Source organism: Maribacter aquivivus (genome assembly GCF_900142175.1).
In the GTDB taxonomy this organism is placed as follows: Bacteria; Bacteroidota; Bacteroidia; order Flavobacteriales; family Flavobacteriaceae; genus Maribacter; species Maribacter aquivivus.
On sequence record NZ_FQZX01000003.1, the window covers coordinates 337,771 to 352,644 of the forward strand.

General features: G+C 30.3%; 16 protein-coding genes. 5 read left to right on the forward strand and 11 right to left on the reverse strand.

Features of this window, described 5'->3' with window-relative positions:
- Positions 1–38 precede the first annotated feature (38 nt).
- From BUC31_RS17110 to BUC31_RS20395, 4 genes are all read left to right on the forward strand, one after another.
- The gene (locus BUC31_RS17110; protein WP_073246538.1) at positions 39–515 is read left to right on the forward strand and encodes a hypothetical protein; all 477 of its coding nucleotides are present in this window, start codon (positions 39–41) and stop codon (positions 513–515) included.
- Between the two features lie 128 nt (positions 516–643).
- Complete coding sequence (locus BUC31_RS17115; protein WP_073246539.1) at positions 644–1,822, forward strand: hypothetical protein; 1,179 nt, start codon at positions 644–646, stop codon at positions 1,820–1,822.
- 1 nt (position 1,823) lies between these two features.
- Positions 1,824–2,933, forward strand: a complete 1,110-nt coding sequence (locus BUC31_RS17120) for a hypothetical protein (protein WP_073246541.1) — start codon at positions 1,824–1,826, stop codon at positions 2,931–2,933.
- Between the two features lie 158 nt (positions 2,934–3,091).
- Complete coding sequence (locus tag BUC31_RS20395; protein WP_073246543.1) at positions 3,092–3,277, forward strand: hypothetical protein; 186 nt, start codon at positions 3,092–3,094, stop codon at positions 3,275–3,277.
- On the opposite strand, the gene BUC31_RS17130 is transcribed toward BUC31_RS20395, so the two are convergent.
- The 4 genes from BUC31_RS17130 to BUC31_RS17145 all read right to left on the reverse strand — a co-directional run bounded on the left by BUC31_RS17130 (position 3,274) and on the right by BUC31_RS17145 (position 4,771).
- Entirely contained in the window at positions 3,274–3,510 is a 237-nt protein-coding gene (locus tag BUC31_RS17130; RefSeq protein ID WP_073246545.1) for a hypothetical protein, read from the reverse strand. The two genes, BUC31_RS20395 and BUC31_RS17130, sit on opposite strands and share 4 nt — an antisense overlap.
- A 204-nt stretch (positions 3,511–3,714) precedes the next feature.
- The gene (locus BUC31_RS17135) at positions 3,715–4,056 is read right to left on the reverse strand and encodes a hypothetical protein (RefSeq protein WP_073246547.1); all 342 of its coding nucleotides are present in this window, start codon (positions 4,054–4,056) and stop codon (positions 3,715–3,717) included.
- A 47-nt stretch (positions 4,057–4,103) separates the two neighbouring features.
- Positions 4,104–4,466, reverse strand: a complete 363-nt coding sequence (locus tag BUC31_RS17140) for a DUF2493 domain-containing protein (protein ID WP_073246549.1) — start codon at positions 4,464–4,466, stop codon at positions 4,104–4,106.
- 5 nt (positions 4,467–4,471) lie between these two features.
- Positions 4,472–4,771: a hypothetical protein gene (locus tag BUC31_RS17145; RefSeq protein ID WP_073246551.1), complete on the reverse strand. Its 300-nt coding sequence runs from the start codon at positions 4,769–4,771 to the stop codon at positions 4,472–4,474.
- Between the two features lie 383 nt (positions 4,772–5,154).
- Here BUC31_RS17145 and BUC31_RS17150 point away from each other — a divergent pair, with 383 nt between their 5' ends.
- Positions 5,155–7,368 (forward strand): NHL repeat-containing protein, encoded by a 2,214-nt coding sequence (locus BUC31_RS17150; protein WP_073246553.1) that lies wholly within the window; start codon positions 5,155–5,157, stop codon positions 7,366–7,368.
- A gap of 19 nt (positions 7,369–7,387) precedes the next feature.
- Here BUC31_RS17150 and BUC31_RS17155 read toward each other — a convergent pair whose 3' ends face one another.
- The 7 genes from BUC31_RS17155 to BUC31_RS17190 form a co-directional block, all read right to left on the reverse strand.
- Complete coding sequence (locus BUC31_RS17155) at positions 7,388–8,314, reverse strand: hypothetical protein (RefSeq protein WP_073246555.1); 927 nt, start codon at positions 8,312–8,314, stop codon at positions 7,388–7,390.
- Positions 8,315–8,635: 321 nt separating this feature from the next.
- Positions 8,636–9,853, reverse strand: coding sequence for a leucine-rich repeat domain-containing protein (locus tag BUC31_RS17165; RefSeq protein ID WP_073246559.1), 1,218 nt, complete (start codon positions 9,851–9,853; stop codon positions 8,636–8,638).
- An 82-nt stretch (positions 9,854–9,935) separates the two neighbouring features.
- The gene (locus tag BUC31_RS17170; RefSeq protein WP_073246561.1) at positions 9,936–10,784 is read right to left on the reverse strand and encodes a hypothetical protein; all 849 of its coding nucleotides are present in this window, start codon (positions 10,782–10,784) and stop codon (positions 9,936–9,938) included.
- 134 nt (positions 10,785–10,918) lie between these two features.
- Positions 10,919–11,623, reverse strand: coding sequence for a hypothetical protein (locus BUC31_RS17175; protein WP_073246563.1), 705 nt, complete (start codon positions 11,621–11,623; stop codon positions 10,919–10,921).
- 228 nt (positions 11,624–11,851) lie between these two features.
- A complete protein-coding gene (locus tag BUC31_RS17180; protein WP_073246565.1) occupies positions 11,852–12,484 on the reverse strand; it encodes a hypothetical protein in 633 nt (210 codons plus the stop codon).
- Positions 12,485–12,697: 213 nt separating this feature from the next.
- Entirely contained in the window at positions 12,698–13,606 is a 909-nt protein-coding gene (locus tag BUC31_RS17185; protein WP_073246566.1) for a hypothetical protein, read from the reverse strand.
- Between the two features lie 148 nt (positions 13,607–13,754).
- The gene (locus tag BUC31_RS17190; protein WP_073246568.1) at positions 13,755–14,675 is read right to left on the reverse strand and encodes a hypothetical protein; all 921 of its coding nucleotides are present in this window, start codon (positions 14,673–14,675) and stop codon (positions 13,755–13,757) included.
- Positions 14,676–14,874 lie beyond the last annotated feature (199 nt).

Sequence of the window (14,874 nt, forward strand, 5' to 3'; positions counted from 1 at the left end):
AATCAGAACGTTGAGCTTAATTTACCGGAACCAAAGAAATGGAACAAATAAGAGATTATAATTTAGAAGAATTTGAGAAACTTACATTAAGTCATTTTAAGAATATATATGATTTAGAATTACTAATTCTTAAAGGACATATAATTACGGAATTTACTATTAACTGTTACCTTGAAAATTTATCCAATAATTTTGAAGCAAACTTTTTCAAAGAAAGATATAGTCATAGTTTGAAAATTGGAATGATAGAACATTTTGGGAAATTTGGCGGGAAAAGTTTGGCTTTAGTGAAATCTCTTAAACTCCTGAATAAAATAAGAAACGGAATTGCTCATACTTTAAAGGTTAATGAACAACTAATCCAAGAGTATATTAATTCAGTAAATCAGATTGCTAGAGAGGGATTTATAAATCCTGAATATGAATTAAGGTTAAAGTTCTCAATGGCTACAGGTTATATATGTGCCGAAATATTTAGCGAATATTATGAACTAAGAAAAGAAGAAAAAAACTAAGCCCAACACTGTATAAAAATAATTTTGGTTAGTGCTTAATTAAAGGTCAATTCGTGTTTGTAAGGTCTGATTTTTATTCGGAAAATCCTCGTATACAAAAACGTTGTGGGCAACAAAAAAAACAGATTATGAAATTAATAAATAACATTTTTGATAATCGAATTCAAGCTAACAATTTATTGTTTGAGATAAGCTTAGGAGACTATTATCAAATGTCTAAGTCAGTTTTGGACAAAAATGAATTCCAAAGACGAAGAGTAAAATCATCTTCAACAGTTTACAGCCTGCTCAAGAAAGATTTATTAGAAGGTTGTATTATTCCACCAATAGTTTTAGCCTTATCCGATAAAGATTTTGATCCTAAGAAGGGTTTTGAAGAAGATGTTATAACTGAATACATCCTAAGAGAACAAAATCGATTAATAATTTTAGATGGTCTGCAACGTACTTTTACGATACGAGATTTATTTCGAGATTTAGAATCTTCTGAAGATGAAGATAAATTGAAAAAACTTAAGTCTCAAAAATTGAGAATCGAAGTATATCTTGGAATCAATAAAATTGGAATTCTATATAGAATGTTGACTCTAAATACAGGTCAGACCCCTATGTCAATGAGACATCAAATTGAAATTCTATACTCAGATTATTTAGAGCAAGATTTAGACGGTATAACATTATTATTGGAATCAGAAGATAGAACACCTAGACATAATAAGGAATATAAATTTAAAGAAATTGTGGAAGGATTCAATTCTTATCTAGACAGAGACTATCTGCCAATGGATAGAAATTCCGTACTAGAAAATATTGAAAGCCTTGAAAAATTATCTACTGAAAATCAAAACAGCGATCTTTTTATTGACTATTTAAAAGCATTTGATCGCTTAATTCAAACCTTAATTAATAAATCTGATAATTGGGAATTTGATGATGAAAGTATAGAAACAACACTCTCCGGGCAGCCATTTGGGAAGAATTCAGAAAAACTTTTCAAAAGGACTCAGTTAATGACAGGCTTTGGTTCTGCAATAGGAAAATTAATTGATTTTAAGTCAATCGATAAACTAAATGATGTGCCCAATTTATATAAAGATATAGACTTAGGAGATATTAATGATACATTCAATAATTATATCGCCAGACTAGATTACATTAGAAGAGTTGCTAAGAAAATTGGTAATGATCAGCGTATGTTTTTTCATCATTTGTTTAGAGAATTATTTGATAAAAAAGGTGACTCCTATCTAAACTTTAATAAATCCATTGATGAAGCATTTTCAACTTACTTAAGAAAAACACAATAGAATGCCTATTTATTACAAGGGAATGGCCTTATCTAACCTGGAGTTTATAAAACAGGATATAAATGTTTTCGTTAAGGTTTATGATACTAAAGAGCAAAATGAAATTATCGTTGAATATCGTCCAGTTTTAGAGGAAGATTTTAACTATGAAAATTTTCAATTAGTTCTTTTCGAAAACAATTATTTGAATGCCGAAAATGACGTATTCCAAATTTACGATAAAGAAGAGAAAATTAGAATTGGATGGATTTTCCCTTTGTCAAACCTAGAGGGGAAAGAAAACGATTTTATTGATAATACATTCTTAAACAGGTATAAATACGTAGCTTTTCAATTACTACTATTAGCTAAAGAAAAGAATATAATTCTTAAGGAAATTAAAGAAGAATATTCGATTTCAGACTTTTATCCTAACAATCCTATTGTTTTAATTCTTTCTAATGAAAATACTTCAGAAATAGAAGACTTCTCACCTGAAAATTACATTCCTAGTCTATCCAAGTATGGCTACTACAAGCACAATGATTTCAAAAATCAATTAACTCTACGTTCAAAAAATAACTTCTGCCTAAAATTCAGAGGTAAAGAAAAACTAAATCTATTTAAGTCGCAAAGAGATCTAAATAGTGATAGGTTTTTTACTGAACTATTTTCAAAGCATTTAAAATCATTAGAACATCATTTAGTTAGGTTTCATATTCTGTACCAAATTATCGAATACATATTAACGGAAAGATTTGATGTTGTTTTTAACAAACTAATCGGAGAGTATAATGAAAATAATATTCTAAAAAATGACTTCATTGAAAAAATAAATGAACTCGGGAAAGAAAGAGTAAACATCAGAAAAGTGGTAGATTGTTTAAAACAAAAACAATGCGATTTTGAAGTAGTAGACCTTGAAAGAGATTGCAAGGATTTACTTATTGCCCATAACAAAAAAATTAAAAATTCTTTAGGTGATTTAATCTATGATGTCCGAAATCTTATAGTTCATAATTATCGTGATATAGAAGATTCCGAAATTGAGGTAATAGAAAATATTACCCACGAACTTGAACTTTTAACAATTAATATAATAGAAAAATACTGCCCAAAACAATGTGTATAGTGAATAGTACTCTGAGGGATGCTACGACACCAAACAGGGAACGTTAGCCATAATTGAAAAACATACTTAACGAAAATTGACTTATACCTAAAGTTTGAATAAGTTTTCACTGATGATACCTTGAAAAGGAATATTTTATCTTTTGTGTTCCTTAACACTTGAAAAATATCCAAATAAAGCATGCTTATAAATCAAAAAATGAATTATATAATCAAGGTCCATCTACATTGCGAGAATATGTCATTATTTATTTAGCAAGTCCTATTCGGGCACTACTACATTTACTATCAACGGAAGAGTATATTCCTGATATTCAACCAAAAGGGGAGGGTGTAGAAAATTAAAACATTTTAGGAAGGTTACTATACCGGTCTAAACTTTTTCCGGCAACAAAGCTAGAAATACCTATTATTTTATTTTCAAAAGAGTTGTATTGAACTTCCACCCAGAAATAAGATAGTGAATAGAGAACATATTTGACGTTGCCGCTTAAAACAGTATCAACAAATTTTCCTTTTGTAAATACTGTGTCATATTTATCGTGATCTGTAAGAATGTTAAAATCGTATATACCCATTTACTTCTTCAATTGGTCTTTGGTCGTTAGTTGCTTCAAGTTCTTTATCTATGCATTCTGTGACAATTTTCCGAGAATCATATAATGGGTTGGACACCGCAGAATTCCTTTACGAGAACACTATATGAAAATGAATAATTTGGGATTTTTTGAAAGGTAACACTTGATACTTAACCATTGTTTGAAGTGTAACAATCCAAACTGTTATAACTGTAATTTTTTTTCGTTATAATTTGAAAAAAGTACCCTTAGATCTTCCATTGCCATTTCAGTGGCGATTTGGTTTGGTAGCGCTATTGATTCGTAATAGCTAACCTGGTCCAATAGGTAGTAATAAGAGTGAATTATAAATTCGTCTACTCCTTCGCTCACGGATAACATTAAGCGTAAGTTCTCATATTCCTCAAGTGTCAATCTTGCAAAATCGATTAAGGGTACACTAGCTTCGCTGTCTATAAGTGAAAGGTTGAACCTGTAGGTTTCAGGTTCTGAAGTAATCTCGTCACGAACCTTTTTGTTGATGTAATATTCTTCTGCTGTAAGCATGTTCTTGTTTTTTAATATTAAGGATTGTTTGAAAGGTAACCATTGCACTATATGGCCACAATTTTAACCTCTATTTTATTCTTTTTAGCTAGCGATATCATCGACTTTGTGCCTCTGCTTTTACCATCCCAAAAAGAAAGCAAGTGTGTAGCATACTCCGCCATTTGAGCATTCCTTTTTGGACCTGCAGCTCTTCCGTATTTTGTCCAATCTGCAGGAAAAACAATTACATCTAAACTATTTTCTTCAGCAAAACGCTCACCCATGGAATCGACACCTTTAGCACCTCCGGAAACTATCTGAACGGCATCCCCGTTTTCTATTTCAGAAAGAAACAAAGAAGCTTCTTTGTTCAATAGTTCGTAATCATTAAAATCTCTGCCGCCCGCTATTATTACTTTATTGATCATAATTTTTATTTTAGAATATCATCTACAATATCCTTGTTAGGTATATTCTTAAACATTAAAGGCTTTCCGTGTTCGTGTATTTGTTGCAGAATTTCTTTTCTCCAATCATTGGAAGATTCAACTGTTAACATAGGCCACTCTACAGAAATTCGTACATAATCAGGAGTAATATCGAAAAATTGGATATTACCACACGAACAACCTTCTTTTATCCAAAGTGCCTTTCCTTTGTGATGGGTCGTATTACAAATTAAACAACCTGCTTTGCTGTCATCACCGAAAAAAGATTTTATGTGGATTTTCATTTCACTAAAGTACTTATTATTTGTAATTATTCCATGTTTATGGATTATATCCTTTAATTCTTAAATGAAATTTGCTATTCATTAACTGGGATTAGCTTTGTTTTTTAGGGGTTCTACAATTATATAAATCTATAATTATAGAAGAGTTATGTCTGGGGGTCAGAATCAAAACCCAAATCTTACCAAAACTAATACTATGAAGTGCGAGGTGAATTTATAGAGTAGGGGCAAGCAAAGATCAAGATATATAATGTAGTGTGTGAAATATGGATTTATGCAGTTAAATAAAATCGCATATTTTTAGATTCGATAAATTTATAATATGTAATACTCGGTCTCCGTTGTAGTTACAAATAACCATTTATTTTCTTAAAACTTTTAAAATGATTAGAGCAAGCTCAATAAAGAAACTACGAGATGAAATTATAATAAAAGGGATTATGCCTTTTTTAGAGGAGAATGGTTTTAAGTATTTTAAAAGTAAAAATTGTTTCCGAAAATCTCATGGTATCTATGAGCAAGTACTTAGTTTATCTACACCCCATTCCCCTTTGGAATGGGATGATGAAAAAGATGAGTTAAAGCTTAAATTTCATTTACGATCTAGTATTGAGTCTAGCCAATTTGATAAATGGAAGAAAAAAGAATTAGAGAATGATAGGTCTTTTAGTCATTTTATAAAGGTTATTCATGGTATTGAAATTGTCGACTTTATTTTATTGGAGAAAAGTGACTTTTTTGAGCCAACTGAAAGTAGAAAATTTAAAAATGCTGTTTCAAGTAGTTTAAGTGGACCGGATGAGGAAAATAGAATTAATTTAAGCCAACTCAAAATCGAGTTGGTTAGTCTTTTTAAAGAACTGGATGCTAATTGTGACTCGGTATCTCTTTGGGAAAATAAGAATTATCCAGACAATGGTCATATTGAATTGTTAGTCTTTACGGACAAAAAGGAGTTAGCAGAAAAAGCTTTAAAAGAGAGATACAACGAACTATGTACATCTATTGAAGAATCGACTATAGAATACGGTGTTGCTCCAAGAGATACAATTAAAATATTGGAATTTTTAATTCTTAGAACAAAAAGATTAGTGGGAGTTAATTTTGAAAATCCTTACCAAAGAGATATCAAAATAAAAGATAATCAGAATAAAAAAGTAAGATTAACAACTGACCTTGGTTATTCTGAACAGCTACGTTTAGATTTAAGTTTGGTAGAATTAAATGGGCATGCTATAAATGAGGAAGGGTTATGCCTTTTAGTATTTGATAAAAAGAACATTGTCCTTATGAATTCTGAAGGTATCAAACTTAAAGAGTTTGAAATCAATTATCCAAAAGGAGTTGAATATCCAGGATCTTATGTTATTACATGGATTGATTCTATAAAAACCTTCGTTTGCAATCATATCTTAATTAATACGGAAAGTCTAGAAGTAATAGAATTACCCTATAATATTGATTTTTCTAAATACAAAAACAAAACTATTAGACCCGCATTAAATGATATAGTTTATAACGAAAAAGCTAAAGAGTATGTTACTCTTTTTACAGTAGATTATAAAGAGAGTGTATTGTCTATTTACAATGGGCAGGGGAAATTAAAATCAGAATTAACAATTAAGGGGTATGCTAAAAAAATAAACCTTCCCCGTAAAGAGGTTTTTGTTACCGGGGAGAAAAACTCTTATGACATTTTTAATTTTAAAGGCGAATTTGTTCGGAATATGAAATTTGGGAATGGTAATGATACAATTACAATTGCACCCAATGGTAATTTAGTCGTCTTACATTCTTATTCAACAAAATCTCAATATTTCGATTTAAGCAAGAAAAGCGAGAAAGCCTTATGGGCACATCCCACATATTTAAAAGGTTACAAAGAAGCTTTCTACAATGATATAAACCATAATTTCGGTATGGGATATACCCAGTTTACACCGGATAATAAATTTATTATAGGAGGGGCCGATCATGGTAAATATGTTTATTGGGATACGGATAAACTGGAGAGAAAAGAATTAATTCCGAATAAAGTATATTGGGATATGTTTAAAAGCTCTAGTTCAACGACTTCGATAAAAGAAACTGTTGTAAAAGTTTTTAAGCCACACGTAGTTCAGCACGAAGGCACTGAATTATTTATAAATAGAAGAAATTTTTTAGGTGGTGTAAGTTTTATTGAGAAAAATAAATTGATTGTTACCCAGATGGGAGACAACAAATTGGTTTGGGATAATCAATTGAACAACATTGGGCATGTATACGGTTTGGGTAGTGTTAAGTTTGCTAGTCATGATTATTTCGTAACACAACAAGGCATGGAATTAATATTATTTCAAAAAACAAATGACTTGGATAATAACTTTGAAACATCCGTATTTAAAGAACCTTCGGTTTTGGTTGATCAAATAATCAAAAATAATATTTCTGAGCCAGAAGAGATAAAAGAGGAGATTCTGCCTGTAAAAGAAATTATTCCGGAGGAGAAAGTCACTGACATTAAAAAGGAAGTTAAAACAACTGAAAAACAAATTCCTGAATTACAGGTCGAGCCTAAAAGAAGTTTTTGGTCTAGGTTATTTGGTGGAAAATAAGAATTAATTGGTTTTAGACTTAATCATTCCACTCGTCAATTACGTCTCCAATAGGTTTTGGACCTCCTGACCTAGGATAGTTTTTATATCTACCAATCTGATCAACAGGAGTAATTGATAGGTGGACATCCCCATTTTCTCTTGGATATAGAAGATACGAGTGAAGTACTCCCGCCTTTATAATTATGTCCTGTTCAGGTATGAAGGTTCCGTTATTCAAAGGGTCATCCGAGGAGCTACGTTTTTTATTTTTTAACATCCTAAAACTAAGTTTTGAAAGTGTTTGCTTGGTCGTAGTTTGTGGATTTATAGAGGGATTTATATAGGGTTTTATGTGGTCTTCAAGATTATGTAACGGATAATGTTCAATAATGTAATTTTTGTTATTCTTTACTAGGTCAACAAGACCGTACTCGTCCGCTCGATATAAAATACTCCAATACTTTTTTTCTTTTAATTCAATTAGACGTTTAATCAAAACTTGGGTAGAGGGAGCCTGTAGCATTTGACTCAAGAGCTTTAAATCTTTTCTGTTCAATTTATACCATGATTGCTCTGATATTGCTTTAGCGAACTTGTTTGCTCTGTTTTCGAGAAGTAACTTTTGTTCATGTGCTAGTCTTTCGGATTCTGCTTGCTGATTTTCCTTTATACAATTACTACATATCCAGGAAGGTTTTAAGTATGCCTTTGCAATAGTTATAGTATCAGCTTTAAGCTCTTCAATTGATTCACAGTCAGAGCAACTTCTAGTGATTTTTAGGTAACTAAATTTTTTTGCGATTTTTGAAACTTCGAAACCACTTAACCCAAAAGCTTTACCGATTTTAGAAGGTGTTTCTATGAATTTGTCATTATCTAAAAACCAATACCTTTTAATGATATTAAGATTCTCTTCACTTAATTCTTCATTAATTACTATTTCAATTTCATATTTGTTATCCATAAAAAAAGCGTGGAACTGAACGTGAAGGAACCAGAGGTATCGCCAGACACCCAGACCACCAAACAAGAACAGCCCACGCAGAACGTGGGCGTCTTGGCTTTGATATTGGTAGTCTTTAAAACTGGCGATTTTCTAGTCCCAAATCAAAAGCTAAACGCTTTTGTATTTTATAATTCTTTACTGTTCCTTATAAGTTTTGATTTATTATTATTCAAATTTAGTTTAAATCTATATATTTTATATTTTGATTTAAAAAATCAGCTTAGCAATGATTACATCTGGTGTGTGACATTAGAAGCATGATGTTCATATATATTGTTATCAGCTTTTTTCATGAAGCTTCTTAAATATGAGTTTACGTTGTTCTTGGGTAATATTTGTATCATCAAAAGATAGGTACTCCAAGGATTCAATTGTAAAAAGTTCATCTGGTAAATCATTAATGGTATTACTATTCAAATACAGTGTTTTTAACCTCACTAGTTTTGAAATATCCTTTGGAACAACGTTGATTCGATTATTACTGATATCGAGAGTTTCTAAACTTGGGATGTTTATAACCCAATTTGGTAATTCTGATAGTTCACATTCTCTAAGCGTCAGAGATTTTAAGTTTTTAAATCCATTAATATCAGTACTTAGTCCGCTTAAATCTATTCGTGTGAAGGATACCTTCTCCAATGAATCTATTTGAGAAAAAACTGATAGCAAATTATCTGGCTTCAAATTGTTGTTCCCATAAACACGAAAATCTTTGAGTCTTTGACATTTCGCTATTTCAATCGGAAGGATTGTTAAGTGATTGTTCTCAATAGTAAAAAACTCAAGCTCTTTTAATTCTTTGATTTCAGGTGGAATAATTTGAATAGAATTATCGTATAGATGAATTTTTTTAAGTTTTTTGAGTTTTACTATATCTGTTGGTATTTCCTTGATGTAATTTAAATGCAAAGCCAACTCTTCTAACTCTATAAGGTTGAAAAGTCCATCAGGGAATTTAGATAGGTTTAGTCTCCCCATAGACAAGAATTTCAATTTTCTTAATTCGTACAGTTCACTAGGTATCTCTCCTTTAAACGAAGAGGTGATATCAAGGTAGGTGAGATTTTTTAGTTGAAGTATAGGCTTTGGAAAACTTGGAAGTCGATTGGTACGGAAGTTTAGATATTCAAGAGATGTCAGTTTAGATATTGCACTTGAAATAGATGATATTCTATTGTTGGATATATCTAATTTCGTAAGTGAAGTTAGGTTACTTATTTCATCAGGAATATTGGTTATTTCATTATTATTTAAGTGAAGCTCCTCAAGTTTCCTGAGTTCAAATATTTCTGATGGTATTTTACTTAAGTGTTGATAGTTTATACGAACTATTTTTAAATTAGGATAGTAAGGGATTTCCTTTATTATAGTTGAGTCAGTAATTTTTAGATCAGTGATAGTTATGTCATAGCTCAATTTAATATCTTGACTATATACCATACTAGCCATTAGAAAAAATAACAATATGATAACTGACGTTAATTTTATTTTTTTCATTTTATTGCTGAGAAAGATAAATATAACAAACGTTGTTCTCTCGAAGAGCAACTATGTTTTGTTATATAGTGTTATCTACTTTTTATTTTTCATAATTACTTTCATTCAAGTCAAATATCATCTCTCCGTTTACTGTTGACTCGAATAACCTTATTAAGAAATCAATATCTGATCCTTCCTTCCTTTCATATTGACTTCCTAACTCAAGCTTTTTTTCTTCTTGATTATTAGTCTCACCTGTAAGCAAGTCAATTTGTGAGATTTTAATTTTAGATTCTACTAATTCTGCAATTTGTTTAATGTTTTTATTAGAAGAAGTTAGCGTTATTCTCTTGTAAGGAAATTGTATAAAATGTGTTCTAATAAATATTTCTTCTATTGTCAGATTTCGCTTATATGGTCTTGAAACTTCCTCTTTTGTGTCATAAAGTTGATGATAGTTGGAGAAATTATAATAGGAAAAGTCATTAAAATAATAAGAAACAATATCACTATTCACAGTTATTCCCATTGGGATGCCATTATTGTATAACTTTAATTTCTGGAAAATAAATGCTACCCAGCTATGGTATATGTCATAACAGACATTACTTAAATCTCCATTATCCGATTCAAAATACGGGCTATAAATATCATCTTCATCTATAAACAGCATAAATTCCTTATCTATTTCCTCTTCATCAAGAGCAATTGACATTGGAAACTCACATAACTCTCTCCAAAAATAAAGTGTATTAGTTCTATCATATTCCTTTGGAGTTTTTAAGTCATTTAATTTTGAAAACTTATATTTTTCTCCAATTTGTTCCATTTTCATCTCCAGTTTCACTGTAGATTTATTTAAAGAGTCAAAGAATCTTTCTAGTTCAATTAAACCTTCTTGATCTATTGTAAAGTTTTCCTTTAAGTATTTAAAAATTTTGTTAAACATTTATATTTTGAAAATTGTAGATAAAGCTTATTGTTTAGTTTTATTTTTTCTTGTCCAAAGCTAAATCTATAAGATTTAGCGACTTTATAAATATACACAGACCTTTCCGGTTAGCCCTAAAGTCCGCATTACGTTTAGGTTTTGTTGCCTACCGGCTTATTTTTTTCATGTTCAATTGTAATTTTTATTATTTGATATATATAGTTTTCAAATATTTTCAAGAAATTAAACACGAATATTTTGTCATTTAATTTAATCCACCCGTTACTATCGATTACTATTCCCTCAAGTTGTGATAGTTCTTTAGTTAATTCAGACTGGTTATTACCAAATCTAGAATTATTGTGCGCTATTTTATTTCGTATTTTCTGATATTTAGTTATCGAAGACCATAATTTGTCGGTTTTTGATAAGTCAAGTCCAACTACTTTTTCTAAGTATTTTTTTGACTTAGAAATATAATTAGTTCCAGATAAATCATCTGCAGAGATATTAAATTCAAAGTATTTCATATAGTTCTCTGTCAAAGACTTTAAATAATTTTCAAAAAGTGAGTATGTTGTGATAAAAGTACTTTCCAATTTTAATTTTTTAAAACCTTTATTAAAGTCTTGATAATCCTCAATAAAAATTGTCATTCTCGAAGGGTCTAGAATATCATTGTTAGATTGGTATTCGCTTATCTCCTTTTCTATTTCCAAGCTTCTTGCAATAAAGTATTTATCTACTGTAGTTAAATAATATCTTATAGTATCAATCTTATATTTACCAACCATAAACAAGTCATATTCCAATTGATTTATAAACTCTTCAAATGATATTTCTCTTGACTTAGACATTTTAGTTTAATAGAGTTTTTAGCTTGTTTGCAACGATTAGTATATGGCAAGTAGGGCTGAAACAAGCGATTATTTTCGGTTTAGCCACAAGCCAAAACTTTTGCATTTTATTTTAATTTTTCTTCTTTAATACCAAATCAAAAGATTTGGCGACTTTGTAAATAGACAATAAACTTTGGGTTGAACACTAATTGTCCTATTTGCTTAATATAGTGTTAGCACCTTTTATTATTTAGAGGGTTTGAATTCATAGATTAGGATTTTTTCATCATCTACTGCGTAATCACAACCATTTTTGTAGATGTCTAAGTAGTTTACTAAATCGACATCAGCTTTAATTAATCCAGAAAGAAGTGCATTTACTAAATAGCTATCCGAAGCAATATTATAAAGAACTTCTTTTAGTGCATACAATCGTTTGTCATTATCAATATTTTCTATGACGAAATCTACAACTCCTTCATACAATATTGTATTGTTATCTGTCTCTCTAGCTTCATAAAGTTCATCTCTATCAGTAACAAATAGAAATTTAGGAGAGTCTATTATCTCTTTCAGTTCTTTAGAATCAGGTATATGCTCAATAATCTTTCGTTTTTCTCTTAAATCATTTATTACCCAATCTTTAACGTTACCTTGACTTTCTTTCTCATTGCTGAAAGCATACTTTATATTTTTGTAAATCGAGCTGTCAAAGTATTTTGTGATTTCCGTAATGAATTTGTCAAATTCAGGAGTGTATCCTTCTAAAAGAGTCTCCATTAACAAAGTTGAAAAATGAAAGCTATCAAATTCCTTTTTTTCTTCACAAAAGTCACACCAGTCATTAAGGAGGTCATTATCAAAGGAAGCCTTATACATTGTTTTAATTTTTAATTGGTGCTAACGTTTCGGCTATGGTTAGTACGGGATTTCGAAGGAATGAACTTTCGATTAAGCACTTAGCCAAATTTTTAATTTTTTCTTTATTTCAATAGACACGCAAAATTGAAAATTTTGCGGACTTTATTCAAGGTACTCCACTTTAGGTTAAGCACCAAAACCCGTATTAACTATAGCCATTGTTGTACATAGTTATTCTTCGATTAGACTTTTTAAAAGTTCTTCTTTAGGTGTTATATATTTTTTGTCTAGTTCCTCCCAAACAAGTTCATTATCTAGTTTTTTACAAAAGTGACCGCCATTTCCAATCGTCATTTTCATTTTGTTTTTATAAAGCATTGAAGTTGTAGCAACTTCTGGATATAAAAATTCATCTACTATACTTGTAGGTAAGACTAAATTTGCTCCAACATAGCTAGTTTGCACACTCGGATAAGTAATTCCTTGAACATCCTTGTGTGTCAATACTAATTCTGTATAAGCAGTTGAAATTTTATAATCGTTGTGACTTTCTGCAATACGAGCATATTCGTTACTTATAAAAATTAAGAAATCTTCAAAAAATCCTGTATCAACACCTTGTAATTCTTTTGCAAGCTGTTTTTGTTTTTCATATGAAGCTTTTATGTCTTCGTTATTTTTAATTGCCTCTTCGGCAAAAACAACTTCTGCGATAATTAGTTCTTTTTTATTTCTCCATCTACTAACTGTAAAAAGCTCTCCATCCATTTGCACAGAGTTGTTGTCTAAAAATAATCGTGAAGTTTCAGCAATTGCTGTTACACGTGCTTTGTCAAGTTTAGATGTTTGAATAGCTGAATAAAATAGTACTTCGTGTGGTTTGTTTGCTCTTCCAAATTTGCTAAGCTTTTTAATAACTTCTTCATTCTTTATATATCCTAAATCTTCGATGGATTTAAAAAGAGGAGTTCCGTTATTAGCTCTGGCTCTTTCAATAGAACTTTCAGGTCGGAGCTTTGCTAGCGGAATAGGAATTTTACTGATTGAGTTTTTAAGAATATCCATCAGTTCTCCATATTCAACACTTTCTAAGTTCTTTGAATACTCTTGTAGTTTTTTAAATGCTTCTATGTAGTTCATTTTCTAATTATGTACAACGTTTTTGTGTATGATTTCGTTGCGTGTTTCAGCAACTAATTTAGCAAATACAAACCGAATAGAAAATCCGCGAGGATTTTCGTAAGTAGGCGAGTACTAGCAATGAATTATACACGGTGTTATGTGCAGTTTATTTCTGCATTTTTTCTAATTCAACTATTAATGAAATAGGTGAAGCCGAAACAAACGAATTGAATTTATCATTATGCTCTTTAATATTAACTCCTAATTTTCCTATTTCTAAAAATCCTCCTACTAAACCTCCAATAGCCGCAACTCCTGGTGTTCCTAACATAATAGACCCAAAAACGATTCCTAAAGTTCCAAAAAGAGATTTCGAATTTGTTAATGATTTTAAGGTTCCATTAACCAAATCTATTCCGTGTTTTTTACAAGCGTTTTTATAATCTTCGGTTTGAATTTGTAAGTCATCGCTTATAAATGATATGTCTTTTCCTTGATAATTCTTGTTGATAAATAACCCGAATCTTTTGACTTTATCGATAAAATCAGAATCTTGTTTTGCTTGTAATATCTGATTCCATTCTAATGACTCTGTATTAATTACAGGTGCATTAATAATTTCAATTTCGAGTTTATTCGTTGATTTTTGAAACTTGTAATCTTCGATTAGTTTTTCTAACAAGATGCTTTCATCGAATATTGGTATCCCTAAATTATTTTCTTTATTAACCTGTTTAGATAATTCTAAAACGGATAAATTTCCAACTTTTTTATAGCCCTCGTTAAATACGTTTTCAAGGATTTCTATAACTTTATCTCTTTCAATATCAGTAACATTTTGTTTTTCAAAATATTCAGGAAGTATTCTGTCAGTTAAATAAGTTATATCTCCTTTACCGTGTTTTTCTTTATCAATTTCAATTAGTTTTTCAACTTTAGAATAATCAATTGGTATTTTAGAAATTAATTTTTCGGGAATATTATGTTCTTTTCCTATTGGAATAATAGAATCAAATAATATTGCTGCTAATTTCAGTTTATCCGCATCAGAAACAATTCCAACCGTATTATATTTATTGATAATCATTAAGTTAGTTTTTTTGTCAAATTGCACATAACGACTGAGCTAAGCGTAGTGCGGAAGTAAGGAAACTCTTCGTTTCCGTATTTGCACTAAGCTAAAGCTTATTGTTTAGTTTTATTTTTTTTCTAAAGCTACCCCGAAGCGTCGGGGCATTCCCGATAGCTATCGGGATTAGCGACTTTATAAATATACACAGACCTTT